We start from the raw sequence: 26784 nt of genomic DNA, 5'->3' as shown, positions 1-26784 counted from the left end.
AAGCGTCATGTCAAACCTGGTCACGGAGATTACCGAAAAAATCCAGATGCTGAACGCAACAGAGAAACAGCAAGTGCTACACATGCTGCTGCAGGATATCGACGGTCCCGATCAGGACGCCGATGAAGCGTGGCGCAATGAAGTCGTGCGGCGCGTGCAAGCCATTCACAACGGCGAAGCAGCCATTCGCGCACTGAAGGAATGGCAGGACTGACAGCGTTCGGTTCGTCTGAAAAACAAAAAACCGCGGCATGCCGCGGTTTTTTTACGCCGGTGGGCGCTGGTTTATTTCGCCGCCGCCTTCTTGGCAGGCGCTTTCTTGGCCGCCGGCTTCTTGGCCACTGCCTTTTTGGCCGCAGGTGCCTTCTTGGCCGCTGGCTTGGCGGCCGCTTTGCGTGCTGCCTTCATCGGTGCTGCTGCGCCGTCGACGGTTGCCTCGGCATCTGCGGCGCCATCGGCAGCGCCCGCCTTGACCTTGGCGCCCGGCTTGGCCTTGCGCTCTTCGAATTCGAAGCTGATCTTGTTGTCCTTGCCACGCACCAGGAACGCCTTGAACGCGCGCCGCGTGCGCTGCGACACGAAGCCCGGCAGCAGGTCGGTCTTGCCTTCGTTGAGCAGCTTGCTCATCTGTTCAGGCAAAATCTCTTGCTGCAGGATGATGCGGCCGCTGCGGAAGTCGCACGTCTTTGGCTTGGCCACGCTGTGTTCGCACACATAGGCCAATGGCATTTCGAACACGCCACCAGTGCACTTCGGGCACGGGCCGACCGGCGTCTGGCCAGTAAAGTCCACGCCTTCGCCATCGGCGCCTTCATCGTCCTGGCCAAAATCGAACTCGAGCTTGAAGTTCTTGATCTCTTCGTCGCGCACGATGCGCAGGATGGCGGCAAACGGGCGGCCCATCTTCGAGCGGAAGCCTTGCAGCGGGCCGATCGTGCGTTTTTCGAGCAGCTCTTCGACTTCGCTGATCTCGAACTGGCGGCTGCCCGGCGTCTTGCTCATCGAGAAATCGCACTTGGTGCACGCAAAGCGACGGTAGTTTTCCTTGACCACGTTCGCGCAGTTCGGGCACGGGGTCGTCAGCGTTGCGTAGTCGCCCGGGATCGTGTCGTTGCTGTATTCCTTGGCGCGCTTGACGATGATCTGGGTCATCTGGGCAATTTCGCGCATGAATTCTTCACGCGAGATCTTGCCCTTTTCCATTTGCGAGAGCTTGAATTCCCATTCGCCGGTCAGCTCGGGTGCTGTCAGTTCATTCACACCCAGGCCGCGCAGCAAGGTCATCAGCTGCGATGCTTTGGCAGTCGGCATCAGCTCGCGGCCTTCGCGCAGCAGGTATTTCTCGGTCAGCAGACCCTCGATGATGGCGGCGCGCGTTGCCGGCGTGCCCAGGCCCTTGCCGGCCATCGCGTCGCGCAGCTCATCCGAGTCGATCAGCTTGCCGGCGCCTTCCATGGCCGACAGCAGCGTCGCTTCGTTGTAGCGTGCGGGTGGTTTGGTGACCAGGCCATTGGCCGTGATTTTTTCGGTCAGGACTTTCTCGCCCTTGGCCACCGGCACCAGGTTGGCGCCATCCTTGTCGTCGCCCAGGTCCTTGCCGTACACGGCCAGCCAGCCGGGATTGGTCATGACCTTGCCTTCGGTCTTGAACTGGTGACCGGAGACTTCGGTAAAGCGCGTCGTGACCAGGAATTCGGCCGCCGGGAAGAACACGGCCAGGAAGCGGCGCGTGACCAGGTCGTACAGTTTCTGTTCCGGCTCGGACAGGTTTTTCGGGACGATGCCGGTCGGGATGATCGCGAAGTGATCCGAAATCTTGGTGTTGTCGAAAATGCGCTTGTTCGGCTTGACCCAGCCGCCCTTGGTCACTTGCTTGGCGAACTGGTTATAGTTATTGGTCTCGGCCAGCGCGACCAGCGTTTCCTTGACCGTAGCGATATAGTCTTCTGGCAAGTGGCGCGAATCGGTACGCGGGTAGGTCAGCACCTTGTGCTTTTCGTATAGCGCCTGGGCCAGGCCCAGCGTGTTCTTGGCCGAGAAACCGAAGCGGCCGTTGGCTTCGCGCTGCAGGCTCGTCAGGTCGAACAGCGCCGGCGCCATCGACGTGGTCGGTTTGGACTCTTCGGTGACGGCGCCCTGCTTGCCGCGGCAGGCGGCGGCGATCGAGTCGGCCGCAGTCTTGCTCCACAGGCGCTCGGCGCGTTTTTCAGGGTCGTTCTCGTCCTTCTTGAACTTCTGGTCGAGCCAGCGGCCTTCGTAGATACCGGCGGCGCACACGAACTCGGCGCGCACTTCCCAATAGTCGCGCGGGACGAATTTCTTGATCTTTTCTTCGCGCTCGACGACGATCGACAGCGTCGGCGTCTGGACGCGGCCGACGGTGGTCAGGTAGAAGCCACCCTCTTTCGAGTTGAACGCCGTCATCGCGCGCGTGCCGTTGATGCCGATCAGCCAGTCGGCTTCGGAGCGGCAGCGCGCGGCATCGGCCAGCGGCAGCATTTCTTCGTCGCTGCGCAGATTGGCGAAGCCGTCGCGGATCGCGCCGGCCGTCATCGACTGCAGCCACAGGCGCTTGACCGGTTGCTTGGCCTTCGCGTTCTGCGCGATCAGGCGGAAGATCAGTTCACCCTCACGCCCGGCATCGCATGCGTTGATCAGGGTCGTCACATCCTTGCGCTTGATCAAACGATTCAGCACCTTCAGGCGCGATTCGGTCTTGGCGATCGGATTGAGCGCGAAGTACGGCGGGATCATCGGCAGGTGCGTGAAGCTCCACTTGCCGCGCTTGACGTCGTGCTCTTCGGGCACGGCGATTTCGAGCAGGTGGCCAACAGCCGACGAGAGCACGAATTCGTCCGATTCGAAGTACTCATCGTGCTTGGTGAAGCCGCCCAGCGTCTTGGCGATGTCGTTCGCGACCGACGGCTTCTCGGCGATGATGAGGGATTTGGTCATAGTGTTTCTCGTCGTACTGTCTATATAGTGTGGGGCTTGCGCATCATACATGCTCGGGCCAGCACCGGTGAAATTCTGGCCATCATGCCAGTTTGGTAACGTCCTGAATGAAGCGGCCAATGATAAGCGGGTTCCCGCGCATCCGGCAAGGGGCCGCCCCACGCTGGTGCATCATGGCAGGCAGGCCAGAAATACAAAACGGGGCGCGCAGCCCCGTTCAGTCGTTACCATTATTGCATCAGCTTCAATGCAATAACCGCGGCTCCTGCTCGTCGTCGTCGCTGAACAGATCGTCGAACATCAGCGCATCCGGCTCCTTGCCCTGACTCCACAGCACCATCAACACGATGATCTTGAGTTTGCTCAATGCAATGGGCGATTCGTCGCAGGCCAGCGCACGCTCGATGACGATTTCGCGCTGGATCGGGCCAAGGACCTTGGCGCTTTCGAGGAAGGCAATAAAGCCGATCGCTGCGCTGCCAAGCTCGATATATTCTTCGTCGACGTAGTAACGGGTGCCCGTGGATGCATCGATCGTTTCGGGCAACGGCGCGTCGGTCAATCCGCCCAGCCAGTCGAGCGCCTCCGTGATTTCGATGTCATCGAAACCAACGGCGGAGAGCTTGCGCGCCAGGGCTGCCGGCTCGGGGCAGGCGTCGGGACGGTAGTACGTCTCGTAGAGATAGACCAGGATGTCGAACATAGTGACGCTACTGTAGCAGCTAAACTTCGTGAGGTACAAGTGGAGCACGCCAGCCACGCCGCGCTACGGAAAAACCGTTGTATCCAAGCCTTGTTCAATAAGCCAGCTTATTAATAATGATTAAAAACAAGCACATACCATTCGCATAATACGGATCGGGAAGCACGACCCCGGTGTCATTGTCGGTCATAAATACCCCCTGCCACGGCGTTGTCAGTGCCAGATGCGCTGCATACGGCCACCCGGCAAACGGGCCACGAGGCCGGCCAGTTCCAGCTCGAGCAGGCGCGCGCTGAGCGCGCCGGGATCGATTGCCAGGCGGGCCAGCAGTTCGTCGAGCGCGACCGGTTCGTGGCCCAGGGCGTCAAGCAGGAGAGCGTCGTCCTCCGACGCAGGCGCGGCAGCATCGACCTGCGGCAACCCTGCCAGCGGCGACATGCGCATGGCCATCAACACATCGTCCACCGTCTCGACCAGTTGCGCGCCTTCGCGAATCAGGCGGTGGCAGCCCTTGGTCAGCGCCGAATGGATGGAACCGGGCAGCGCGAACACTTCGCGGCCCTGCTCGGCCGCCAGTTGCGCCGTGATCAGCGAGCCGGACTGCGCCGCTGCCTCGATCACCAGCACGCCCGCTGCCAGACCGCTGATGATGCGGTTGCGGCGCGGGAAGTTGGCGGCCAGCGGCGGCGTGCCCAACGGATATTCGCTGACGATGCAGCCTTGCGCGGCGATCCGGTGCGCCAGCGCCCGGTTGCGCGCCGGATAGACGCGGTCCAGGCCCGTGCCGACGACGGCGATCGTCGAGCCGGTTCCGCGCAGTGCGCCTTCGTGCGCCGCCGTGTCGATCCCCAGCGCCAGCCCCGACACCACGCACAGACCGGCACGGGACAACGCGGCGGCAAACGACTCGGCATCCACCCTGCCCTGCACGCTGGCATTGCGGCTGCCCACGACCGCAACGAGCGGTTGCGCGAGCAACGCGATGCGGCCACTGACATATAACAGCAGCGGTGGATCGGGAATCTCGGCCAGCGCCGGCGGATAGCGTGGATCGTCGAACGTGACGAGATGGTGATCAGGCCCGGCCAGCCAGGCAAGCGTGGCGTCGATGAGCGCCGCCAGCGCAGGCGTGACGGGGGCGCAGATGGCACGCGCCTGGGCGGGGGTGACGTGGGCGCCAAGGGCTGCGGGGCCCGCGCACAGGATGGCCCCGGGGGTGCCGAACACGGCCAGCAGCGCGTGCACGCTGCGGCGCCCTACCCCGGCCGCCTGTTCCAGGCGCAGCCAGTCGGCGATCGGGGTGGCATGCTGGTCCGGCGTTGGGCGGGGGTCCGTGGCCTGCACGGCGGGGTTACTCCGGTGATTTGACCACGTCGCCGACTTGTACGGGCGCTGTCACCGTCATGATCAAGCCGTACGAGACGTTCTTGAACACGCGGAAGATAAACAGGCTGCCGTTTTGCTCGTCAGGCATTTTCAACTGTGCACGCCCCATGCCGAGGAAACCCCGGCTCGCCGGGTCGGCCACAGTCTTCCCGACATGATAGAGCTGCAGCACGGCGCCGACATCGAGTCCGTCAACCGCGCCCCGGTTGACAGTGACGACCTGGCTCTGGCCGGCGTAGGTCACGCCGGCGTAAATCGACATCACGCGCGCATCGATCGGTTGCAGCGGCGCATGCGGCACATAATTGCGCACCGGCGTGGGTGGCTGCGGCACCAGCAGGTCGCCCACGCCCATTTCGCGCACGGTGTCTACGACCTGGAACGTGTGCGCATCGACGCCGGGGCCGGCCGGGGTAACGAGCTTGACGCTGCCCAGGAAGGCCGCTTCATGCGCCATCACCTTGCCGGTCTGCGGATCGCGCAACACGGTGCCAGGGCGGAACACCTGGTACACCGTGTCGCTCGTGAGCGCGCCATGGACGTACACGCGGTCGCCCATGCCCAGGTAGAAACGGCCTTCCTGCGAGGCCACGATGCGCGGCGCGCCGGCCAGCTCGTCGGCTTCGACCACCAGCGGCTGGGTCAGGTACGGCTCGATGGCCCCGGCGGGGATCGACGGCACCGCGCCCTGGCCCGTGCCTTCGCTGCGCACCTGCGGCGACAGGCGCGTCAATGGCGGCTGGCCACGGCCATCGCCGTCTTCGCCGGGCCGGTTGAACGACAGGCGGCCGCGCGCGCGGTCGAACCAGATCACCTGGCCCGGATAGATCCAGTGCGGGTTGCGAATTTCATCGCGGTTCATGCCCCAGACCTGCGGCCAGCACCATGGGTTGCGCAAGAATTTGCCGGAAATGTCCCAGAGGGTGTCGCGCTTGACGACGACGTGCTTGTCGGGGGCGTCGGGGCGGAACGCGCAGGCCGCCGACGGGGTGGCAGCATTCGTCTGGGCCACGGCGGGGCCGCTCGCGGCGCAGGCCAGCAAGGCCACCGCTGCAGCATGGGCCATGACTGTGCTAAAATTTTTCATTGAAGACGTCCGTTAAGTCCGGCGTTAAGACAGCGTAAATCCGAATACGATTGCAGGCCGCGCGTGAATTCCGCCCGGCCGCGGCGCCAGAAGCATCACGACGTACCGCTCCCCGCCCACGGAAGGGTTGCTGTATAGAATCAAATTCTGCACACAATTGCCTGAACTAGCAAGACAAACCGGCGTTTGTCCTGCGGGGCGTGTGGCGCATTTGCTGTCTGAAATTGCCTGCGCTCCAGCACCCCGTCAACCGCTCCCACCTCTCGAAATCCGAACTGATCATGGCCCTACTCGACATCCTTCGCTATCCCGACCCACGTCTGCACAAGATTGCCACGCCCGTGACCGAATTCGGCACCGAGCGCCTGCGCACGCTCGTGGCCGACATGGCCGACACCATGTATGACGCGCCCGGCGTTGGCCTGGCCGCGAGCCAGGTGGACGTGCACGAGCAAGTCGTCACGATCGATGTGACCGAAGCGCAGGACGACCTGATGGTGTTCATCAATCCCGAAATCACCTGGTCGAGCGACGAGCGCGCCGTGTACGACGAAGGCTGCCTGTCGGTGCCGGGCGTGTACGACGGCGTCGAGCGGCCATCGCGCGTCAAGGTACGCGCCTTCGATCTCGAGGGCAAGGAGTTCACGGTCGACGCCGATGGCCTGCTGGCCGTCTGCATCCAGCACGAGATGGATCACCTCAAGGGCAAGGTGTTTGTCGAATACCTGTCGCCTTTGAAGCGCAACCGCATCAAGGCCAAGCTGCAGAAAGAAGAGCGCGGCCTGGCGCGCGAAGCGGCCCAGCGCGGCGCGCGTCGTTGATGAAGGTCGTCTTTGCCGGCACGCCGGAATTTGCCGCCGTCGCCCTGCGTGCGATTCACGAAGCCGGTTTTACCGTGCCGCTGGTACTGACCCAGCCCGACCGCCCGGCCGGGCGCGGGATGCAGTTGCAGGCTTCCAGCGTCAAGCAATACGCGCTGGCGCATGGCATGCAGGTCGCGCAGCCGCTGTCGCTGCGCACCGACAGCAAGGATCCCGAGCGCGCCGAACAGGCACGCGCGGCCCATGCGCAGCTGCTGGCGCTGGACTACGACGTGATGGTGGTGGCGGCCTACGGCCTGATCCTGCCGCGCAGCACGCTGGACATCCGCCCCTGCATCAATATTCACGGCTCGCTGCTGCCGCGCTGGCGGGGCGCCGCGCCGATCCACCGCGCCATCGAGGCGGGCGACCCTGACGCCGGCGTCACCATTATGGAAATGGAAGAAGGCCTCGATACCGGCCCGATGCTGCTGATGGAAGGCTTGCCGATCGAGGCCACCGACACCACTGGCACGCTGCACGACAAGGTGGCGGCGCTGGGCGCACGCATGATCGTCGAGGCGCTGCACAAGATGGCCGCCGGCCAGCTGGTCGCCACGCCGCAGCCAGATGCCGGCGTGACCTACGCGGCCAAGATCACGAAAGAAGAGGCAAAGCTCGATTTCGCGCTGCCGGCAGGCGTCCTGGCGCGCAAGATCCGCGCATTCAATCCGTTCCCCGGTGCGAACGGCATCGTCGATGGCGTGGCGGTCAAGATCTGGCATGCCGACGCCGTTGATGGCAGCGGCGCGCCGGGCCAGGTGCTGCAGGCGGATGCGGGCGGGATCGTGGTGGCGTGCGGCGCGGGCGCGCTGCGCCTGACCGAGCTGCAAAAACCGGGCGGCAAGCGCCTGGCGGCGGCGGAATTCCTGAAAGGGTTTGCGCTGGCGGGATTGACGTTCAGCTGAGCCCCACGCGCTCCGGATACGACAAGGCAGCCCGCGGGCTGCCGTTTTTGTCTTCACATCGTGAAAAAGGCGCCTCGCCGGCGCCTTGCAACTGCTTACTCTGCCTGCGAATTACGCTGGGCATCCATATGTTCACGCAGAACCTGGTTGATGCGGGTCTGATAGCCAGGACCTGCGGTCTTGAACCATTCGAGCATATCCACATCCAGACGGATCGTGACGATCTGTTTCACACCATTGCTGGCGACTTGCGGCTTCGACGATGCTGCTGAGTCCGGGCTGCTGTCAATTGGCTGATCCCAATCCGGTCGGTATTCTTTGTTCATGCGTAATCCCATCTGTTCACGCCACTCGCGGTGGCTTGACTTCATTGTCGTCTCACCGTGTAACGTAAAGATTGCTGTTAAGTCGCGAATTGTAACGCCATGTAACACATACCATGTTACATACAAAAGGATACATACATGGGTCCGACTTTCAGCGATATCAACGGCTTGACGTATAATCGTAGACCGCCCAACAGGCAATATCTTCAAGCCGCCCTCCTCGAAAGACCTCACCATGAACGCCCGCTCCAACGCCATCTCGCCGATCGAAACCCAGCTGCGTGACATCCTCGCGCGCCGTATCATGATCCTGGATGGCGCGATGGGCACGATCATCCAGCAGTACAAGCTCGATGAAGCGGCGTACCGCGGCGAGCGGTTTGCGACCTTTGCCGCGCCCGAAGGCAGCGGTGCGCGCGAACTGTTCGTCAAGGGTAACAACGAGCTGCTGACGCTGACGCAGCCGCAGATCATCCAGGAAATCCACGAGCGCTATCTGGCCGCCGGCGCCGACCTGCTCGAGACAAACACGTTCGGGGCCACCGGCGTGGCGCAGGACGACTATCACATGGCGCATCTGGCCTACGAGATGAACGTGCAGGCCGCCAAACTGGCGCGCGCCGCCTGCGCCAAGTACTCGACGCCGGACAAGCCGCGCTTTGTCGCCGGCGCACTCGGCCCGACGCCCAAGACCGCGTCGATTTCGCCCGACGTGAACGACCCGGCGGCGCGCAACGTGACGTTCGACCAGCTGGTCGCGTCGTACCATGAGCAGGTGCGCGGCCTGGTGGACGGCGGCGCCGACGTGCTGCTGGTCGAGACGATCTTCGACACGCTCAACTGCAAGGCGGCGCTGTTTGCGATCGACCTGTACTTCGACGAACACCCGGACGTGCCGCGCCTGCCCCTGATGATCTCGGGCACCGTGACCGATGCATCGGGCCGCATCCTGTCGGGCCAGACCGTGCCGGCCTTCTGGAACTCGGTGCGCCACGCCAAGCCGCTGACGATTGGCCTCAATTGCGCGCTGGGCGCCGCCCTGATGCGCCCCTACGCACAAGAGCTGTCGAACATCGCCGACACGTTCGTCTGCATCTACCCGAACGCCGGCCTGCCCAACCCGATGAGCGACACGGGCTTTGACGAGCTGCCAGCAGACACGTCGGCGTTGCTGCGCGAATTCGCCGACGCGGGCTTCATCAATATCGCCGGTGGCTGCTGCGGCACGACGCCGGAGCACATCAACGCGATCGCGACCATCCTCGAGCAGCACGCGCCACGCGTGATTCCCGAAATCCCGGTGGCGATGCGCCTGTCGGGTCTGGAGCCCTTCACGATCGACGAGTCGTCGCTGTTCGTCAACGTCGGCGAGCGCACAAATGTGACGGGCTCGAAAGCGTTTGCGCGCATGATCCTCAACGAGCAGTTCGACGAGGCGCTGTCGGTCGCGCGCCAGCAGGTCGAGAACGGCGCCCAGGTCATCGACATCAATATGGACGAAGCGATGCTCGACTCGCAGGCGGCCATGACGCGCTTTTTGAACCTGATCGCATCGGAACCCGATATCTCGCGCGTGCCGGTGATGATCGACTCGTCCAAGTGGTCGGTGATCGAGGCGGGCCTGAAGTGCGTGCAGGGCAAGGCGATCGTCAACTCGATCTCGATGAAGGAAGGCGAAGAAGAATTCATTCGCCAGGCAGTCCTGTGCCGCCGCTACGGCGCGGCCGTGATCGTGATGGCGTTCGACGAACAGGGCCAGGCCGACACGTTCGCGCGCAAGACCGAGATCTGCGCGCGCGCCTATAAAGTGCTGACCGAGCAGGTGGGCTTCCCGCCCGAAGACATCATTTTTGACCCGAACATTTTCGCGATCGCGACCGGTATCGAAGAACACGACAACTACGCGAACGACTTCATTCAGGCGTGCCAGTGGATCCGCGACAATCTGCCGTACGCGAAGATCTCGGGCGGCGTGTCGAACGTGTCATTCAGCTTCCGCGGCAACGATCCGGCGCGTGAAGCGATCCACACCGTGTTCCTGTACCACGCGATCAAAGCGGGCCTGACGATGGGCATCGTCAACGCCGGCATGGTCGGCGTCTACGACAACCTGGCGCCCGAACTGCGCGAGCGCGTCGAGGACGTCGTGCTCAATCGCCGCAAGGACGCCACCGAACGCATGATCGAGATCGCCGGCACCCTCAAAGCCGGTGGCAACAAGCAGGAACAGAATCTCGAGTGGCGTGAAGCGACGGTGGAGAAGCGCCTGGCACACGCGCTGGTGCACGGCATCACGCAGTGGATCGTCGAGGACACCGAAGAAATGCGCCAGCAGGTGCTGGCCGCGAACGGCCGCCCGATCCACGTGATCGAAGGCCCGCTGATGGATGGCATGAACATCGTCGGCGACCTGTTCGGCCAAGGCAAGATGTTCCTGCCGCAGGTGGTGAAGTCGGCGCGCGTGATGAAGCAGGCCGTGGCGCACCTGGTGCCGTTCATCGAAGAAGAAAAGGCGCTCGAAGAAGCGCGCACTGGCATCGTCTCCAAGCCGAAGGGCAAGATGGTGATCGCCACCGTCAAGGGCGACGTGCACGACATCGGCAAGAACATCGTCTCGGTCGTCATGCAGTGCAATAACTTCGAGATCGTCAACATGGGCGTGATGGTGCCGTGCGCTGACATCCTCGCGCGTGCCAAAGAAGAAAACGCGGACATGGTGGGCCTGTCGGGCCTGATCACACCATCGTTGGAAGAGATGGCGCACGTGGCGCGCGAGATGCAGCGCGACCCGTACTTCCGCGACCGCAAGATGCCGCTCCTGATCGGCGGCGCAACCACCAGCCGCGCACACACGGCCGTGAAGATCGCGCCGTTCTACGACGGCCCGGTGGTGTACGTGCCGGATGCGTCGCGTTCGGTGTCGGTCGGCCAGTCGCTGGTCACGGACGACACGCGTGACGCCTACATCATCGAACTGGCCCAGGACTACGAACGCATCCGCATCCAGCACGCCAGCAAGAAGGCGCTGCCGATGCTCACGCTCGAGCAGGCCCGCGCCAACAAGGCGCGCCTTGATTTCGCGCCAGTGAAGCCGAAGTTCATTGGCCGCCGCATCTTCAAGAACGTCGACCTGGGCATGATCGCGCGTTACATCGACTGGGGTCCGTTCTTCCAGACCTGGGACCTGGCCGGCCCGTTCCCCGGCATCCTCACCGATGCGGTGGTGGGCGACGCTGCGAGCAAGGTGTTTGCCGAAGGCCAGGCAATGCTCAAGCGGATCATCGAAGGCCGCTGGCTGTCGGCCAACGGCGTCATCGCGCTGCTGCCGGCGAACACGGTGCATGATGACGACATCGAAATCTACACGGACGAATCGCGCTCGCAAGTGGCGCTGACCTGGTACGGCCTGCGCCAGCAGGGCGTGAAACCCATGGTGAACGGCGAGCAGCGTCCGAACCAGTGCATTGCCGATTTCATCGCGCCGAAAGACAGCGGCATCGCCGACTACATCGGCATGTTCGCGGTGACGGCCGGCCTGGGCATCGAAAAGTACGAACAGCGTTTCGAAGCCGCGCACGACGACTACTCATCGATCATGCTCAAGTCGCTGGCCGACCGCCTGGCAGAAGCGTTCGCCGAATACCTGCACGAACGTGTGCGCACCGACCTGTGGGGTTACGCCGTCGGCGAAGACCTGAGCAACGAAGCGCTGATCGCCGAAAAATACCTCGGCATCCGCCCCGCTCCCGGCTACCCGGCCTGCCCGGAGCACACGGTCAAGGCCGACATGTTCGCCACGCTGCAAGCCGAAGAAATCGGCATGCAACTGACCGAGTCCTACGCCATGTACCCCGGCGCCGCCGTCTCCGGCTTCTACCTGGCCCACCCCGACTCGAAGTACTTCGTCGTCGGCAAAATCGGCAACGACCAGGTCGACGACATGGCCACCCGCCGCAACATGGACAAACAAGAAGTCGAACGCCACCTGGCCCCCAACCTCTCCTGAACTCCAATGAGGGTCAGAGTAGAATTAATCAGTAATTTTTCCGAAAATCACGCTTTTTAATGAGGGTCAGAGTCGAATTGTTGAGCAATTGCTCTCGCCAATAACGGGCTCTGCCATTCGGCGCCTTGCGGATAGGAAAAGTTGTCAAACAATTCGACTCTGACCCTCATTGTTGGGTAATTGCTTTCTGTGGCGGGAATGCGCAACGGGCCGGCAGGTTATCCTGGCGGCCCGTTCGGGTGATGTTGCTGGTGGCGTCAGATCGCGTAGCGTACGACCTTGTCGCTCCACTCGAATGCGGCCACTTCGAGCTCGGCCAGGTCGTCGCCGTCGAAGGCCAGTGACTTCAGGCCTGCGAGCATGTCGTCCTGCTCGTCGTCCATGCGCTCGATCGATTCAGCCAGCTTGAGCAGCTCGCCAAAGAAGCCCGTGCGGTTCAGGAGCGCGGTGCGCACTTCGTCGATCACGGGAATCTGTTCGACGATGTCGCGCATTGGAATGCAGAACAGCGTGTCCATCAGCGACATCATGCCGACCGTGAATGCGATGTCGGCGACGTTGCGCTGCGCCGGGCGCATGCGTTGGGCCAGCAGCTCCATCAGGCGCGCGCGGGTCGTGGCCAGCATCAGGAGCGGACTCTGGCTGTGGCCGCGCACGTCGGGCTCGGCAAACAGCAGTATCTGCAGCCAGCGCTGCAACTGGCGCCGGCCCAGCAGGTTCAAGGCCTGGCTGATCGATTCGATGCGGCGCCCTGCCCCCACTGCCGGCGTGTTCACCAGGCGCAGCAGGTTCAGGCCGATCGTCACTTCACGTTTGACCACCTGCTCGATTTCGGCATTGTCGGCATCCGACGTGATCAGGTTCATCAGGTCGAGCACCGTCGTCTGTGACGGCGACAGCTTGCGCCCTGCGATCACGGATGGCTTGGCAAAGTAATAGCCCTGGAAATAGTCGAAGCCGACGTCCAGGCAAGTCCGGTATTCGGTGAGGTTCTCGACCTTCGCCGCCACCAGCCGCTTGCCGGTGTTGCGCAGGCGCGGTGCGAGCGACAGCATCGTCACGAGCGGCAGCGCGCGCAGGTCCATCTTGACGAAGTCGATCACCGGCAAGAAACGCGACAGCGCCGGGCCATGGGCCGAGGCTTCGGCAGCAAAGCGAAAGCCGTGCGACGCCAGATGCGTCATGCGCTCGATGACGTCGACATCAGGCTCGACCGAGCTGACGATGTCCAGCACCGTGCGCTCGCGCGGCATGAACGCAAACATATCGCTCATCAACGCGTCCTTGTCGACATTGATGAACGCCGTCGCATCGCCAATCGCACGTGGCAGGCCGAGCTGGGACGCATGGTGGATGACGCTGGCGCTGGCCGACAACCCGGACTCGAACTCCGCCGACCCCTGGGCACTGCCGCGGAACAGCAATTCGTAGCCATACAGTGCCTGGTTACGGTCCAGCACCGGCTGGCGCGCCAAGAAGAAATTGCGCATGCGCAGTGGCTGGGATGCCTCGTCGAGGCGGGCTGTATCGGTCATATCATTCTCAATATCGCGGCAACCGATCTACTTTACCGCATCCCAATGGCAGTTGGGTTTCCTAGCATAAATTTTTTGTGAGAATGTTGGGGAACGATCAACCCGCTGACAAGGTCGCTACATCCTGCGGCAAGCCATCGACGAACACCTTGAGTTCACCCGGCGCGAAATGGGTCCATGCCTCGTTCGTCGTCAGCGGTTCAGTCACGATGATCGCGACCCGGTCATCCGGCGTCGTCACCTGCGAAAAGTCGACCGACAGGTCTTCGTCCGACAGGCAGGCCGTCACGAACGGGTGCTTGCGCACGACGTAGCACAGCTTGGTCGAGCAATGCGTGTACAGCGCCGTCCCATCGGACAGCATCATGTTGAAGGTGCCATGGGCGGCGATGCCGGGAATGATGCGTTCGAGTGCGCCAGCGAGCGCCGCGCGCGTGGGCGCCGTATCGCCGAACTCGCGGCGCAGGCTTTGCAGCAGGAAGCAGAAGGCCAGTTCGCTGTCGGTCGTGCCGACTGGCCGGAACGCGCCATCGAGCACGGGCGCGAATGCCTTGAGGTCGCCGTTGTGGGCGAACACCCAATAGCGGCCCCACAATTCACGCACGAACGGATGACAGTTTTCCAGCGCCACCTGGCCGACGGTGGCCTTGCGGATATGGGCAATGACGTTGGTGGACTTGATCGGGTAACGCTTGATCAGCTCGGCGATTGGCGACGCAATCGCTGCCTGGTGATCGACGAAGTGGCGTACGCCCGTCCCTTCGAAGAACGCGATCCCCCAGCCATCGTGGTGGGTATCGGTGCGGCCGCCGCGATGGGCGAAGCCGGTAAAAGAAAAGACAATGTCAGTGGGGACATTGCAGTTCATTCCGAGTAACTGGCACATGGGTACAGCTTCGTAAGCTACTGAAATGAGAGCGCCATCACCTTGGCTGGCAATGGCGCGGCAGGTACTTCGACACCGGCTTAATGCAGCACCACTGGTTGGCTCATCAAGGTATCGTACTCGCCCAGGAACTCGTCGATTTCTTCCATCGTCGGTTCGCTGGCGATCAGGTTGTTGACATCGCGTCGGAACGATTGCGCGAGTCGGCCGCCGATGAACGCTTCGCGCCGGCCGGCCTTGTCGACGATCTCGAAGCCACCAAAGCGCAGTGCTTCGAGTTCACGGTCGACGCCGAATTCGACGACGCTGTACTGTTCACTGTTATAGATCATGTTCATGTTGACTCCTTCGATCAGAAAGTTGGTGCCAACCTGCCGGATGGCGGCGAATGGCAGGCTGTTCACTTCGATAAAGAGGTGGGGCTGGCCAGCTGGATTTCAAGTGAACGCACCCGTAAAACTCAGGCGTGCACGGTCGGTTCCAGGGCCAACAGCTGATCGTATGGCGGTGCTGCAAGCCACGATCGCAACTGATCAAGGTGTTCGCTGCTCGCCAGACCGATGAACAGGCGCCGAGGGCGTTGGCGCAGCAGACGATTCAATGTTACACGCAAAACCAGATTGCCGTCGCAGCACAGGCAGCCCGGGGCGATGCGCATGACGTGCAGGCCGGGACCGGTTTCGAGCGGCGTGGCCGCCACGCCCAGGCCTTCGAGAATGACAGCGTCGAACGGGATGGCGGGCACCGGCAGGCGGCTTGCGGGAGAGGTCGCTCCGTCAGCAGCGAGGCTGCTGACGGACGCTGAAGATGCAAACGCTGCATCGAATGGCATGGCCAACAGCGCCGCAATAGCCGCTTCGCGCGCCGCCGCCGTCGAACCGGTAACGAGACTGGTGGCCGCGCGGGCCATCAGCCCCCTTTCTTGGCCAGCTTGCCCGGCTCGACGCCCAGCTGCTTGAGCTTGCGGTACAAGTGGGTGCGCTCCAGGCCCGTCTTTTCGGCCACGCGCGTCATGCTGCCGCCTTCACGGCCCAGGTGGTGCTCGAAGTACATGCGCTCGAACGCATCGCGTGCTTCGCGCAGCGGCAGGTCGAACGACAGCGTGTAGCCGGTGCCCTCGCCCTGCGACATCGCATGCACCATGCGCGCGCCGTTGCCAAGGGCCGCGCCGGCGCCCGGCTGCGTATTGGCCGACGCGAACATCGGCGCCGATGGCGAGGTCGATGCGGATGCCGCGCCACCGCCGTCGAGCGCCATGCTCGGCACGCTCGGTGCAATCGGCCGCGGTGGCGCCATCGGCGCACGCGCGACTTCCTGCGCGCGGCTCAGGCCCTGCTGCACGGCCTTGAGCAGCTTTTGCAGTGCGATTGGTTTCTCGAGGAAGTTCAGCGCGCCGATGCGCGTTGCTTCGACTGCGGTGTCGATGGTCGCGTGACCCGACATCATGATGACCGGCATGGTCAACAGGCCGTCGCGCTGCCATTCCTTGAGCAGCGTGACGCCATCGGTGTCAGGCATCCAGATATCGAGCAGCACGAGATCCGGGGCGCCGGCCGCGCGCGCCTCACGCGCTTGCTGCGCGTTCTCGGCCAGGGTGATGGCATGACCTTCGTCACCGAGAATCTCGGAGAGCAGCTCCCGGATCCCCATTTCATCGTCAACTACCAGTATGTTCGCCATCTCTTCTACCTTCCTGATCTTCTACCCGACGTGTGTGCAATTTTATAAGTTTTTTGCACTGAAGGGGAGTTCGAAAAACCATTACGAGCGGAGCCACGATCGGCCGGAAAAACGCACTGTACTGACAAACACGGCGCAATGCACTGCCAGGCGGTGCGATTGGCAGGGCAACACGCAGCCGCTTGTTCAGTTGTCCTTAAGCCAAGCTTGCTTCGGGAGCTAACTTTAACAGCAAAATCGACACTGCTGCGCCAGTTCCATCGCTGCGGTTTCCGACATCGATCCGGCCACCGTGTTCATCGATGATTTTCTTGACCATCGGGAGGCCAAGCCCCGTGCCGCGCGCCTTGGTCGTCACGTATGGCTCGAACGCGCGCGCCAGGATGCGGGGCGCGAAACCGGGCCCATTGTCCACGATCGCCAGTCGCACCGCAGTGCCGGCCAGGCCGCCGGCGCCCGTGTACTGGATCGCCTCGGTCGTGATGTCCACGCGTGGCGCCGGTGCGTCCGGTCCGCGCTCGACCAGCGCATCCTGCGCGTTTTGCACCAGGTTGTGGATCACTTGGCGCAGCTGGGTCGCGTCACCCATCACGCGCGGCAGGTCCGGCGCGAGGTTCGCATGAATGATGTCGCTGCCATCGTCGGCCAGGTACAGGCTGAGGATCTCGGCGATCAGGCCATTCAGGTCGAGCTGGTCGAGCATCGCCGGCGGCGTGCGTGCATAGTCGCGGAAGTCGTCGACCATGCGCTTCATCGCATCGACCTGGTTGACGATCGTGGTCGTACCACGCTGGAGCAGGTCTGCCTGCGCTTGCGGCAGGTGTTCGGCCAGCTTCATCTGCATGCGCTCGGCCGCCAGCTGGATCGGCGTGAGCGGGTTCTTGATTTCGTGCGCCAGGCGGCGCGCCACTTCGCCCCAGGCCACCGAGCGCTGCGCCGTGATCACGTCCGAGATATCGTCGAACACGACGATGAAGCCGCTGTCGGCACCCACCGGCAGGCGCGAGCCGCGCGCCAGCAGCACGATGTCGTGCTCCTGTTCGTCGGCCGCGCCGGTCTTACGCTGGGCGTCGCGCGGGATCTCGATCTGCTGCTGCCAGTGTGCGCGCTTGCGGCGCTCGGCCGCCACGTGCGCGCTTTGCGCCGAGAACGAGCGCGTGACCGTGTTCGAAAAATGTTCGAGGCCGGCGATGCGGTTCAGCGGCCCGGCCATCGCGCCCGGCTCCACCTGCAGGATGCGGTATGCCGCATCGTTCGAGTTGACCACCACGCCTTCGGCATCGAGCACGATCACGCCGGCCGACATATTGGCCAGCACCGATTCCAGGTGGGCCTTGGCGCTTTGCAGCGCGGCGCGGTTGCGCTCCACGGCGCTCCTGGCCTCGAACAGCTGGCCCGTCATCGCATTGAACGATCGGGTCAAGGTGCCCAATTCATCGTTGGTCTCGACGATCGGGCGCGGCGACAGGTCGCCCTCGGCCACCGCCTGCGTGCCTTCGGCCAGCACCAGCAGTGGCTGCGCCAGATTGCCGGCGATGAGGAAGGCACTGCCGATCGCCCCGAAGATCGCCAGCAGCAGCGTCAGAGTCAAGGTCACGATGTACATCTTGCGCAGGCCCGTGCGCGCTTCGAGGCGCAGCCGGTATTCGGTGGAGGCCGAGCGCAGCACCTCGGCGTTCGATGCCAGGCCGACCGGCACCGCCTGCAGCAGTTGCAGGTAGCGCTGCTGCACGCCGGGCGGTTCGGGCACGGCCATCACCACGCGCAGACGCAGGCCGGTCACGGCGTCGAGCGCATTCGAGGCGCCGTCTGTGGCCTCGTCGCCCGCATCGGCTGGGCCGACACCGCCCTCGGCCTGGGCATACCCGCCCGGCATCCCGGCGCTGCGCAGCATGCGTTCATTGGGTGCATCGGCCGCCAGATTGGCGCCGCGGTCTTCGGTAGCAGCCGACAGCACGGCGCCGTTGGCGTCGACCAGCATCACGCTTTGCAGACCGCTGGTGTCATGCAGCAGGCGCGCCAGCACGGGTTGCGCGGTCATGTCGCTCTGCCCTGCCAGCGTGGCGGCGGCAGTCTGCGCGGTGGCGCCCAGTTCGGACAGCGATTCGTCGAGCGCGGCGCGGCCCAGGTTCAGGCCCGATTCGATGGCCGATTCGATCTTGACGTCGAACCACGAGTCAATGGAGTGCGACACGAACTGCACCGACACGATGAAGATCACGAGACCAGGCAGGATGCCGATGCCGGCAAACAGCAGCACCAGCCGGGCCATGAGGCGCGAGCCGAACTTGCCGGCCTTGTAGCGGGAATACAGGCGCCCCAGCGCCACGACCACGACGATCAGGAGCAGGAACGCCATCGCGGCGGTCAGACCCAGGAGCCAGCTGTAGTAGCGGCCGAAGAAGCCGGAATTGTCGGATGCGCCAGCCAGCAGGAACAGCAGGATCGAGACGATGGCGCCGCCAACGATCAGCGCGTAGCGCACCCCACCGCTGATCACTTCACTCCGCACGGTAGGTGAACGTCTTGCGGCTGGAGGTCAGGCGCCAGTCCGAGTCGTTGAAGGCATTGACCTGCAACGGCTTTTGCAGGTACTCGCGGTCCATGAACATGCGCAGCGAAACTTCATAGACTTCGCCGGTCTTGAGCGCGCCCTTGGGCGCGATCAGCCAGCGCGTCGGGCGCCGGATCATGAACATCGCGTCTTCAAAGGTCTGGAAGCGCTCCTGAAACGAGCCCACCACGACCACGTAATACTGGCGCGTGAGCACGTCGTACGAAATGCGGATGGTGCGTTTTAATGAGACGGCCTTTTCGTCACGCCAGTACCAGCGCGGGCGCGTGAGTTCGATCTCGGTCGTGAAGTGCAGCTGAACCCCATGCTGGATCGCGTCCTTCAGGCCGTGGTTCAGCTCGAAGTTGTAGGCCGTGTTGAGGCGGTAGCCATCGTCGCTCGCTTCGATGGTTGCGCGGGTGATTTCGATGTCGTCGGCCGCCTGCGCCGGCGTGCCCATGGCAACGCACGCGATCGCCAGCAGCAACTGACAGGCGAGAAGGCGGAAAAATCGTAACGTCACGGGGGAGCCGGGGCCTTAAATAATGCGCGTAGTGAAAAGAACTTCACGCCGCTTTCTTCTGGAACAGGGCGTAGAACAAACCGTCATGATCCTGTCCGGCGCCACCGACGGGCAGCAGTTGGCCCGGCGCATCGAGGCGGACCGCGTCGTGGCGGGCCGCGAAGGCAGCCGCCTGCGCCTCCGATTCCTGGGGCCAGAGCGAACATGTCACGAATAGCAATTTACCATTCGGCAGCAGCATCTGCCAAAGGTTGTCGAGTATTTTGGCGGAAAGTGTTGCAAGTTGGGATGTATCCGACTTGCGGCGCAACCACCGGATATCCGGGTGGCGGCGCACGATGCCCGACGCCGTGCACGGCACGTCGGCCAGGATGCGGTCGAATTGACGGCCATCCCACCAGTCCATTGCGCCGGCATCGGCCGTGACGAGCTGCGCGGCCAGGCCCAGGCGGCCGAGGTTGTCGCCCACGCGACCGAGGCGCAGCGCATCGGTGTCGACGGCGGTGAGTTCGACATCCGCGGTCTCGAGGATATGACCGCTCTTGCCGCCGGGCGCTGCGCACGCGTCGAGCACGCGCATGCCGTCCTGCAGGTCGAGCAGCGGCGCGGCCAGCTGGGCCCCGGCATCCTGCACCGACACCACGCCTTCGGCAAAGCCGGGAATCTGACTCACATTGATCGCCTGCGCCAGGCGCACCGCGTACGGGCCGACCTGTTCGGCGTCCAGGCCCGCATCCTGCAGCGACTGCAGGTAGGCCGCGACATCCTGCCGGCGGCGGTTCACGCGCAGCGTCAGTGGCGGATGTGCGTTGCCCGCGGCAAGCACGGCTTCCCAGTCACGCGGGTAGGCGGCGCGCGCCGTGTCGATCCACCACTGCGGATAATTCCAGCGCGCCAGCGGCGTGCGCAGCGCTTCGTCGACGAGCGATTCACGCTCGCGCAGGAAGCGGCGCAGCACCGCATTGACCATCGCCTTGGCATGCGCAAAATCGGGATGCGCCGCCGCGCCGGTGACGGCCTGGTCGACCACGGTGAACGCTTCGTACGGCGCCGGGGTGCCCTCGGGCGGGTCGAGCAGCGACAGCGCCGCGCACAGCAGCGCGCCCAGCATCGGCGGCTCGGGCGCCTTGCTCGTCATCAGGCCCAGCAGCGTTTCGCTGCGGCCCAGCTGGCGCATCGTGCGGTAGGCGATGTCCTGGATCGCGCCGCGCGTTTGCGGCGTGACGTCGTAGGCGCCGAACACGATCGACAGCGCCTGCGGCAGCGCCATGCCGCCCTGCACGCGGGCGACGGCGCTGGCTGCGCCCAACAGCGCCAGCGCCAGCGAGTCGGATTTCAGGTCGGGCTTGTAGTCGCGCTGCGGCGCCACCTTCACTTCATGACTGGCGCGCAGGCGCGGCTCTTCACGCGGCGCGCGCACGACATGGTGCTTCAACTGATAACCGGACGGCGCTGCCGGCTGGGCCGGTGCCCGTTCGCCTTGTGCCTGACTGCCCTGCCCTTGTCCCTGTGCGCGTGGTTGCGCGCGCTCGGCGGCCTGGGCCGGCTTGCGGCCTGCTGCGCCGGCGCCGCGCCGGTCGGACGCCGGCTTGGCCTTGGGTTTCAGGGAGAGCGTTGGACGCTTGTCAGTCATGGCGAATAAAATGTTGCGAAAATGGGCTCCCATTGTAACGGTTATGCCTTTGAAGACGCTTAATATAGTGGCCGATGTGGTTATCCTGATGGTGGGTGCCACACTGGCCACTGGCGCCGCAGCCCGCCAAAGCGGCCCGTCAAGCTAGTATAATGTGCACTGTTTGCCTGACCTCCAGGCGCCGCCTCATTACATTTTCGACCATTCCCATGCTCGCCCAACAAAAACAACAAATCGTTGCCCTGTTCCAGGCCGCCCTCGCGCCGATCGTTGCCGGTACCGATCTCACCCCGAACGTGGTGCTCGAACGGCCGCGCGATCCATCGCACGGCGACATCGCCTGCAATATCGCCATGCAGCTGGCCAAGCCACTCAAAACCAATCCGCGCGAACTGGCCACGCGCCTGGTCGCCGCACTGCTGGCCGAACCTGGCGCAACAGGCCTGATCGATGCGGCCGACATCGCAGGCCCCGGCTTCATCAACCTGCGCGTGGCGGCCAGCGCCAAGCAATCGGTCGCGCGCAGCGTGCTCGAACAGGGCGCGGCATTCGGCAGCGGCACCAGCGGCGCCGGCCACCACGTGATCATCGAATTCGTCTCGGCCAACCCGACTGGCCCGCTGCACGTCGGCCATGGCCGCCAGGCCGCGCTGGGCGATGCGATGGCCTCGCTGTTCCTGTCGCAGGGCCATGACGTCACGCGCGAGTTCTATTACAACGACGCGGGCGTGCAGATCGCCACGCTGGCCAACTCGGTACAGGCGCGCGCGCGTGGCTTCAAGCCCGGCGACGCCGAATGGCCCGAATCGGCCTACAACGGCGACTACATCGCCGAAATCGCCGCCGACTTCCTGGCCAAAAAAACCGTTTCGGCCAGCGATGGCGAACCGGCCACCGCCAGCGGCGACGTCGACGACCTCGAATCGATCCGCCGCTTCGCCGTCACCTACCTGCGCAACGAGCAGGACCAGGATCTGCAGGCCTTTGGCGTCAAGTTCGACAACTACTACCTCGAGTCGTCGCTGTACGCCGACGGCAAGGTCGACACCGCCGTCAAGACGCTGGTCGACTCGGGCAAGACCTATGAAGACGGCGGCGCGCTGTGGCTCAAGACCACCGACTACGGCGACGACAAGGACCGCGTGATGCGCAAGTCCGACGGCACTTATACGTACTTCGTGCCGGACGTCGCGTACCACATCCAGAAATTCCGCCGCGGCTTCGACCAGGCGATCAATATCCAGGGCAGCGACCACCACGGCACAATCGCGCGCGTGCGCGCCGGCCTGCAGGCCGTGGACATCGGGATCCCGCAAGGCTATCCCGACTACGTGCTGCACAAGATGGTCACCGTGATGAAGGACGGCGAAGAGGTCAAGATTTCCAAGCGCGCCGGTTCGTACGTCACCGTGCGCGACCTGATCGACTGGTCGGGCGCAGGTGACGTCACGCGTGGCCGCGACGCCGTGCGCTTCTTCCTCATCTCGCGCAAGGCCGACACCGAGTTTGTGTTCGACGTGAACGTCGCGCTCGAAACGAGCGACGAGAACCCGGTGTACTACGTCCAGTACGCCCACGCGCGCATCTGTTCGGCGCTGGCCAACTGGGGCGGCGATGTCGCTTCGCTCGCCGGCGTCGACCTGTCGCCGCTTACCTCGCCGAAGGAATTCGAACTGCTGGCCAAGCTGGCGTCGTACCCTGAAGTGCTCGAGCGCGCCTTGGCCGAACTGGGCCCGCACCAGGTGGCGTTCTACCTGCGCGAACTGGCCGGCGACCTGCACAGCTACTACTTCGCGCACAAGTGGCTGCTGGACGACGACGAGCCGCTCAAGCTGGCCCGCCTCGCGCTGGCCGCGGCCACGCGCCAGGTGCTGCGCAACGGCCTCGCGCTGATCGGCGTGTCGGCGCCGGACAAAATGTAATCACTGCATCCCACTGCCCAACCAGAAAGCGTCATGACCGCCATTCGATCCTTCTCGCCCCTCCGCCAGCGCGGCAGCACCCTGACGGGCATCATCATCGGCCTGATCATCGGGTTGGGCATCGCAGTGGCGGTCGCACTCGTGATCACCAAGGGTGCCTCGCCCTTCACCGACCGCTCCAACAAGATGGGGCGCCCGGCCGACCTCGAGCCGAGCCAGGCCAACGACCCGAACAAGCCGCTGTACGGTACCCGCACACCGGTGCGCGAGACGCCCAAGCCGGCACCGAGTGCACCAGCTGCCGCACCGGCAGTGCCGGCCGCACCTGCCGCGCCAGCTGCAGCGCCCGCAGACGCCGATCCACTGGGCGCCGCGATCGCCGGCATGCAGGCACCGCGCCGCGCGCCGACGCCGGCGCCATCGCAGGCACCCGTCAACACGGTCGCCGCAGCGCCGGCGGCAGCCGCCGTCACCGACGGCTACATTTATTACCTGCAAGCGGGTGCATTCCGTGAAATGTCGGACGCCGAAAACACCCGCGCCAAGCTGGCCCTGCTGGGCTTCGAGGCCGCGATCACCGACCGCACGACCGACAGCGGCGTGCTGCACCGTGTGCGCGTTGGCCCGTTCACGCAGGTCGAAGCCGTCAACCGCGCACGCGCCAAACTGCTCGACAGCGGCATCGACGTCGCCATCGTGCGCAACCAGCGCTGATCCGGCATGTCGCTGCCGGCGAAGCGCGTCTTCATCACCGGCGCCTCGAGCGGCATCGGCGCCGCGCTGGCGCGCGAATATGCCGCGCGCGGCGCGACACTGGGCCTGCTCGGCCGGCGGCGCGACGCGCTCGACCAACTGCGTCAATCGCTCCCTGATTCATCGCGCCACCAGGTATATGCAGTCGACGTGCTCGATCGCGCGGCCCTCGCCGCTGCAGCGCAGGATTTCATCGCCGTAAACGGCGGCGCCGACATCGTCATCGCCTGCGCCGGCATCTCGCAGGGCACGCTGACCGAACAGGCCGACGACCTGGCCGTGTTCGACGCCGTCTTCGCCACCAATGTGAATGCCACGGTGGCGACGTTCGCGCCGTTCATCGCCCCCATGAAAACCCAGTCGAGCCCATGCCGCCTGGTCGGCATCGGCAGCGTGGCCGGCATTCGCGGTATGCGCGGCGCCGGCGCCTACTGCGCCAGCAAGGCCGCGCTGCACAGCTATTGCGAAGCGCTGCGCGTGGAACTGCGGCCGTCGAACATTCGCGTGGTGACCATCGCGCCCGGCTACATCGATACCCCCATGACCCGTGCCAACCGCTTTCCCATGCCCTTTTTGATGCCCCCCGAACGCTTTGCCACGCGGGCTGTCGCCGCGATTGCGCGCGGCGACAGTTACCGCGTGCTGCCGTGGCAGATGGGCGTCGTCGCCAAGCTGCTGCGCCTGATGCCCAACGCCCTCTTTGATCGTCTCTTTGCGCGCGCGCCGACCAAGCCGCGCCGGGAGCAACCATGAACGCCGCCGCCATCGCCGCCCTGTCGCGCGCAGGCGTCGCCGTTGAAGTCGTGGCGCAGACCGGGTCGACCAACGCCGACCTGCTCGCGCGCGCCGACACACTTGCCGCCCCGCTGCTGCTGGTGGCCGAACACCAAAGCGCCGGCCGCGGGCGCGCCGGGCGCAGCTGGCTGTCGTCGCCCGAAGGCTCGCTGACGTTTTCGCTGGCCTGGCGCTTCGACGGCGGGCCACAGGCACTGCTTGGCCTGCCGCTGGCGGTGGGCGTGGCGCTGGCCGACACGCTTGGCACGCTGGGCCAGCAGGTGCAGTTAAAGTGGCCGAACGATGTCCTCAAGGATGGCGACAAATTGGCCGGCATCCTGATCGAAACCCAGTCCGCCCCTGGCGGCGGCACCTGGTCCGCCCCTGGCGGCGGCACCTGGTGCGTGATCGGCATTGGCCTGAACCTGTTGATGCCCGACACAATGGAAGCGCAGCTGGGCCGCAGCGCGGCCGGCATGCCATGGCTGGCGCGCATGGACCGTGACGCGTTGATGGCGGCGCTCCTGGATGGCCTGGCCGACTGCCTGCGCGAATTTACCGCGCGCGGGTTTGCCGCCTTCAGCGCGCGCTGGAACCTGCGCCATGCGTGGCAGGGCGAGACCGTCGTTCTGCTTGATGGCGGTGTCGTGCTGCATGAAGGCCGCGCGGCCGGTGTCGACGATAGCGGGCGCTTGCTGCTCGATACGGCCGAAGGCCGCATCACCGTGATGGCCGGCGACGTCTCGCTGCGGGTAAAAGCATGATGCTGCTGATCGATGCCGGCAATACCCGCGTCAAGTGGGCGCTGGCAGACGCCGGCGCGGCGCCTGGCGCCTGGTCGGGCACTGGTGCAGTAACGCATGCCGGGCTGGATGCATTGGCGTCCGACTGGGCCGGCGTCACGCGCGTGCTGGTCTCGAACGTGGCGGGTCCCGCGCTGGCCGCACGCATCGCCGCCCTGCTGCCGGCGCATGCGCAGGTCGAGTGGTTCGCGTCCACGCCGCAGCGCGCAGGCGTCACCAACGGCTACCGCGAGCCGGCGCGGCTCGGGTGCGATCGCTTTGCCGCCGCCATCGGCGCGCGCGCACTGGTGCCCGGCCAAAACCTGATCGTGGCCACCTGCGGCACCGCAACCACGGTCGACGCGGTACGCGCCGACGGCCGCTTCATCGGCGGCATGATCCTGCCCGGCCTGGCCTTGATGGCCGCGAGCCTGGCGCGCAACACGGCGCAACTGCCGCAGGTCGATGCGGGCGCACTGCCGCCGCTGTTTGGCGACAACACGCATGATGCGATCCTGTCCGGCCTGCTCTCGGCGCAGGCGGGCGCGATCGAGCGTGCGGTGGCCGGACTGGGTGGCGCCATCTGCATCATCTCGGGCGGCGCCGCACCCCATATCGCGCCGGCCCTCAAGGTTGGGCACCAGGTGGTCGATAACATCGTACTGGTCGGCCTGCATGCAGCAGCCGCCGGCTCGACGGGAGATATGCAGTGCTGAAATTCTTGTTCTGGGTGCTGCTGGGCGCCAATGGGGTATTGCTGGCGTATGGCCAGGGCCTGCTTGGGCAGCCGGCCGATGCGGCGCGCGAGCCGGCGCGCCTGAAGAATCAACTCTCGCCCGAACGCATGCAGCAGCTCACGCCGGTGCAAGCCAGGCAGGCGGCGGCGAGCGCTGCACCGGCGCCGCAAGCCGAGGTGGCCGCGCCCCTGCCCGAGCCAGCGCCCGCGCCAGCACCAGTGCCAGTGCCAGTTGCTCGGGATCTGGTCGCCTGCGTGCAGGCCGGCCCGTTCAGCACGGCCGATGCGCGCCGCTTCGAGGCCCGTGTCGCACGGCTTGGCCTGGCGCCGCGCCAGTCGCGCATCGAGATACCGTTCCAGGAAGTGACGAGCCGTCTCGTCTATCTGCCACCGAACGGCGGCCGCGAAGGCGCCCAGCGCCGCGTCGCCGAGTTGAAGGAACGCGGGGTGACCAACTTCTTCATCATGCAGAACGACACGTCGCCACTACGCTATGGGATTTCGCTCGGCGTGTTCAAGTCGGACGGTGCGGCGCAAAAGCTCGTGGCCGACCTGCAGCGCCAGGGCGTGCGCGGCGTGCGCATCATGCCGCGCGGACCGCAAGTGACGCGCGCCGGCTACCAGTATCGCCAGATCGATGCTGCCGAGCACGACCGATTGTCTGGCATTGCCGACAACTACAGCGGCGTTGCCCTCACTCGTTGCAGCTGAATCGTACTGCCGCCCATCGATGGCGCACCTGCGGGTGCGCTTTTTTTCGTCCATGCGTAGTGCG

Annotated in this window: 23 protein-coding genes; 10 read left to right on the top strand and 13 right to left on the bottom strand. The window is 64.7% G+C overall.

All coding sequences use genetic code 11. The features are described from left to right. Positions 1-7: 7 nt before the first annotated feature. A complete protein-coding gene (locus IFU00_12695) occupies positions 8-214 on the top strand; it encodes an addiction module protein (GenBank protein ID MBD8543135.1) in 207 nt (68 codons plus the stop codon). Positions 215-285: 71 nt separating this feature from the next. Here IFU00_12695 and IFU00_12690 read toward each other — a convergent pair whose 3' ends face one another. From IFU00_12690 to IFU00_12675, 4 genes are all read right to left on the bottom strand, one after another. Beyond that, positions 286-2955 carry a DNA topoisomerase III gene (locus IFU00_12690; protein ID MBD8543134.1) on the bottom strand — a complete coding sequence of 890 codons (2670 nt, stop codon included), beginning with the start codon at positions 2953-2955 and terminating at the stop codon, positions 286-288. Between the two features lie 244 nt (positions 2956-3199). After that, positions 3200-3658, bottom strand: a complete 459-nt coding sequence (locus IFU00_12685) for a DUF494 domain-containing protein (protein MBD8543133.1) — start codon at positions 3656-3658, stop codon at positions 3200-3202. A 213-nt stretch (positions 3659-3871) separates the two neighbouring features. Further along, positions 3872-5002, bottom strand: coding sequence for a DNA-protecting protein DprA (dprA, locus tag IFU00_12680; protein MBD8543132.1), 1131 nt, complete (start codon positions 5000-5002; stop codon positions 3872-3874). A 7-nt stretch (positions 5003-5009) separates the two neighbouring features. After that, a complete protein-coding gene (locus tag IFU00_12675) occupies positions 5010-6131 on the bottom strand; it encodes a LysM peptidoglycan-binding domain-containing protein (GenBank protein MBD8543131.1) in 1122 nt (373 codons plus the stop codon). A gap of 281 nt (positions 6132-6412) precedes the next feature. Here IFU00_12675 and def point away from each other — a divergent pair, with 281 nt between their 5' ends. Both def and IFU00_12665 read left to right on the top strand, forming a co-directional pair. Then, positions 6413-6952, top strand: coding sequence for a peptide deformylase (gene def, locus IFU00_12670; protein MBD8543130.1), 540 nt, complete (start codon positions 6413-6415; stop codon positions 6950-6952). Next, positions 6952-7899, top strand: coding sequence for a methionyl-tRNA formyltransferase (locus IFU00_12665; GenBank protein MBD8543129.1), 948 nt, complete (start codon positions 6952-6954; stop codon positions 7897-7899). The genes def and IFU00_12665 overlap by 1 nt, the downstream gene beginning before the upstream one ends. 95 nt (positions 7900-7994) lie before the next feature. Here the strand turns inward: IFU00_12665 and IFU00_12660 are convergent, their stop codons facing one another. After that, on the bottom strand, positions 7995-8225 hold the full coding sequence (locus tag IFU00_12660; protein ID MBD8543128.1) for a BrnA antitoxin family protein: 231 nt from the start codon (positions 8223-8225) through the stop codon (positions 7995-7997). A 235-nt stretch (positions 8226-8460) separates the two neighbouring features. On the opposite strand from IFU00_12660, the gene metH reads away from it, so the two are divergent. After that, entirely contained in the window at positions 8461-12231 is a 3771-nt protein-coding gene (gene metH, locus IFU00_12655) for a methionine synthase (GenBank protein MBD8543127.1), read from the top strand. Positions 12232-12488: 257 nt separating this feature from the next. Here metH and IFU00_12650 read toward each other — a convergent pair whose 3' ends face one another. The 8 genes from IFU00_12650 to rsmB form a co-directional block, all read right to left on the bottom strand. Beyond that, positions 12489-13766: an EAL domain-containing protein gene (locus IFU00_12650; protein MBD8543126.1), complete on the bottom strand. Its 1278-nt coding sequence runs from the start codon at positions 13764-13766 to the stop codon at positions 12489-12491. Between the two features lie 97 nt (positions 13767-13863). Beyond that, positions 13864-14652: a class II glutamine amidotransferase gene (locus IFU00_12645; protein ID MBD8543125.1), complete on the bottom strand. Its 789-nt coding sequence runs from the start codon at positions 14650-14652 to the stop codon at positions 13864-13866. Between the two features lie 80 nt (positions 14653-14732). Then, positions 14733-14990: a DUF3567 domain-containing protein gene (locus IFU00_12640; protein MBD8543124.1), complete on the bottom strand. Its 258-nt coding sequence runs from the start codon at positions 14988-14990 to the stop codon at positions 14733-14735. A 122-nt stretch (positions 14991-15112) separates the two neighbouring features. Continuing rightward, positions 15113-15562 carry a GTPase gene (locus tag IFU00_12635; protein MBD8543123.1) on the bottom strand — a complete coding sequence of 150 codons (450 nt, stop codon included), beginning with the start codon at positions 15560-15562 and terminating at the stop codon, positions 15113-15115. Further along, complete coding sequence (locus IFU00_12630) at positions 15562-16332, bottom strand: response regulator (protein ID MBD8543122.1); 771 nt, start codon at positions 16330-16332, stop codon at positions 15562-15564. The genes IFU00_12635 and IFU00_12630 overlap by 1 nt, the downstream gene beginning before the upstream one ends. Positions 16333-16528: 196 nt before the next feature. Beyond that, positions 16529-18844 (bottom strand): HAMP domain-containing protein, encoded by a 2316-nt coding sequence (locus IFU00_12625; GenBank protein ID MBD8543121.1) that lies wholly within the window; start codon positions 18842-18844, stop codon positions 16529-16531. Further along, complete coding sequence (locus IFU00_12620) at positions 18834-19409, bottom strand: DUF4390 domain-containing protein (GenBank protein MBD8543120.1); 576 nt, start codon at positions 19407-19409, stop codon at positions 18834-18836. Before IFU00_12620 ends, IFU00_12625 begins: the two co-directional genes overlap by 11 nt. A gap of 43 nt (positions 19410-19452) precedes the next feature. After that, positions 19453-20844 (bottom strand): 16S rRNA (cytosine(967)-C(5))-methyltransferase RsmB, encoded by a 1392-nt coding sequence (gene rsmB, locus IFU00_12615; GenBank protein MBD8543119.1) that lies wholly within the window; start codon positions 20842-20844, stop codon positions 19453-19455. A gap of 407 nt (positions 20845-21251) precedes the next feature. On the opposite strand from rsmB, the gene IFU00_12610 reads away from it, so the two are divergent. Genes IFU00_12610 through IFU00_12585 form a run of 6 tightly spaced genes read left to right on the top strand, consistent with a single transcriptional unit; the run spans position 21252 to position 26720 of the window. After that, entirely contained in the window at positions 21252-22964 is a 1713-nt protein-coding gene (locus IFU00_12610) for an arginine--tRNA ligase (GenBank protein ID MBD8543118.1), read from the top strand. A gap of 33 nt (positions 22965-22997) precedes the next feature. Beyond that, positions 22998-23678, top strand: coding sequence for an SPOR domain-containing protein (locus tag IFU00_12605; GenBank protein ID MBD8543117.1), 681 nt, complete (start codon positions 22998-23000; stop codon positions 23676-23678). A 6-nt stretch (positions 23679-23684) separates the two neighbouring features. Continuing rightward, on the top strand, positions 23685-24470 hold the full coding sequence (locus tag IFU00_12600) for an SDR family oxidoreductase (protein MBD8543116.1): 786 nt from the start codon (positions 23685-23687) through the stop codon (positions 24468-24470). After that, positions 24467-25255: a biotin--[acetyl-CoA-carboxylase] ligase gene (locus tag IFU00_12595; GenBank protein MBD8543115.1), complete on the top strand. Its 789-nt coding sequence runs from the start codon at positions 24467-24469 to the stop codon at positions 25253-25255. Before IFU00_12600 ends, IFU00_12595 begins: the two co-directional genes overlap by 4 nt. After that, positions 25252-25989, top strand: a complete 738-nt coding sequence (locus IFU00_12590) for a type III pantothenate kinase (protein ID MBD8543114.1) — start codon at positions 25252-25254, stop codon at positions 25987-25989. Before IFU00_12595 ends, IFU00_12590 begins: the two co-directional genes overlap by 4 nt. Next, positions 25983-26720, top strand: coding sequence for an SPOR domain-containing protein (locus tag IFU00_12585; GenBank protein ID MBD8543113.1), 738 nt, complete (start codon positions 25983-25985; stop codon positions 26718-26720). Before IFU00_12590 ends, IFU00_12585 begins: the two co-directional genes overlap by 7 nt. Positions 26721-26784 lie beyond the last annotated feature (64 nt).

The organism is Oxalobacteraceae sp. CFBP 8761, assembly GCA_014841595.1.
In the GTDB taxonomy this organism is placed as follows: domain Bacteria; phylum Pseudomonadota; class Gammaproteobacteria; order Burkholderiales; family Burkholderiaceae_D; genus Telluria.
This window is presented reverse-complemented; position numbering and strand designations above follow the sequence as displayed.

What these genes read in the sequence shown, in the direction of transcription:
- IFU00_12605 (MBD8543117.1), top strand. Translation starts at nt 22,998, where the DNA reads ATGACCGCCATTCGATCCTTCTCGCCCCTCCGCCAGCGCGGCAGCACC.
- def (MBD8543130.1), top strand. Translation starts at nt 6,413, where the DNA reads ATGGCCCTACTCGACATCCTTCGCTATCCCGACCCACGTCTGCACAAG.
- IFU00_12645 (MBD8543125.1), bottom strand. Translation starts at nt 14,652, where the DNA reads ATGTGCCAGTTACTCGGAATGAACTGCAATGTCCCCACTGACATTGTC.
- IFU00_12665 (MBD8543129.1), top strand. Translation starts at nt 6,952, where the DNA reads ATGAAGGTCGTCTTTGCCGGCACGCCGGAATTTGCCGCCGTCGCCCTG.
- IFU00_12635 (MBD8543123.1), bottom strand. Translation starts at nt 15,562, where the DNA reads ATGGCCCGCGCGGCCACCAGTCTCGTTACCGGTTCGACGGCGGCGGCG.
- IFU00_12690 (MBD8543134.1), bottom strand. Translation starts at nt 2,955, where the DNA reads ATGACCAAATCCCTCATCATCGCCGAGAAGCCGTCGGTCGCGAACGAC.
- IFU00_12660 (MBD8543128.1), bottom strand. Translation starts at nt 8,225, where the DNA reads ATGAACAAAGAATACCGACCGGATTGGGATCAGCCAATTGACAGCAGC.
- IFU00_12685 (MBD8543133.1), bottom strand. Translation starts at nt 3,658, where the DNA reads ATGTTCGACATCCTGGTCTATCTCTACGAGACGTACTACCGTCCCGAC.
- IFU00_12695 (MBD8543135.1), top strand. Translation starts at nt 8, where the DNA reads ATGTCAAACCTGGTCACGGAGATTACCGAAAAAATCCAGATGCTGAAC.
- IFU00_12595 (MBD8543115.1), top strand. Translation starts at nt 24,467, where the DNA reads ATGAACGCCGCCGCCATCGCCGCCCTGTCGCGCGCAGGCGTCGCCGTT.
- IFU00_12630 (MBD8543122.1), bottom strand. Translation starts at nt 16,332, where the DNA reads ATGGCGAACATACTGGTAGTTGACGATGAAATGGGGATCCGGGAGCTG.
- IFU00_12640 (MBD8543124.1), bottom strand. Translation starts at nt 14,990, where the DNA reads ATGAACATGATCTATAACAGTGAACAGTACAGCGTCGTCGAATTCGGC.
- metH (MBD8543127.1), top strand. Translation starts at nt 8,461, where the DNA reads ATGAACGCCCGCTCCAACGCCATCTCGCCGATCGAAACCCAGCTGCGT.
- IFU00_12675 (MBD8543131.1), bottom strand. Translation starts at nt 6,131, where the DNA reads ATGAAAAATTTTAGCACAGTCATGGCCCATGCTGCAGCGGTGGCCTTG.
- IFU00_12650 (MBD8543126.1), bottom strand. Translation starts at nt 13,766, where the DNA reads ATGACCGATACAGCCCGCCTCGACGAGGCATCCCAGCCACTGCGCATG.
- IFU00_12610 (MBD8543118.1), top strand. Translation starts at nt 21,252, where the DNA reads ATGCTCGCCCAACAAAAACAACAAATCGTTGCCCTGTTCCAGGCCGCC.
- IFU00_12600 (MBD8543116.1), top strand. Translation starts at nt 23,685, where the DNA reads ATGTCGCTGCCGGCGAAGCGCGTCTTCATCACCGGCGCCTCGAGCGGC.
- IFU00_12590 (MBD8543114.1), top strand. Translation starts at nt 25,252, where the DNA reads ATGATGCTGCTGATCGATGCCGGCAATACCCGCGTCAAGTGGGCGCTG.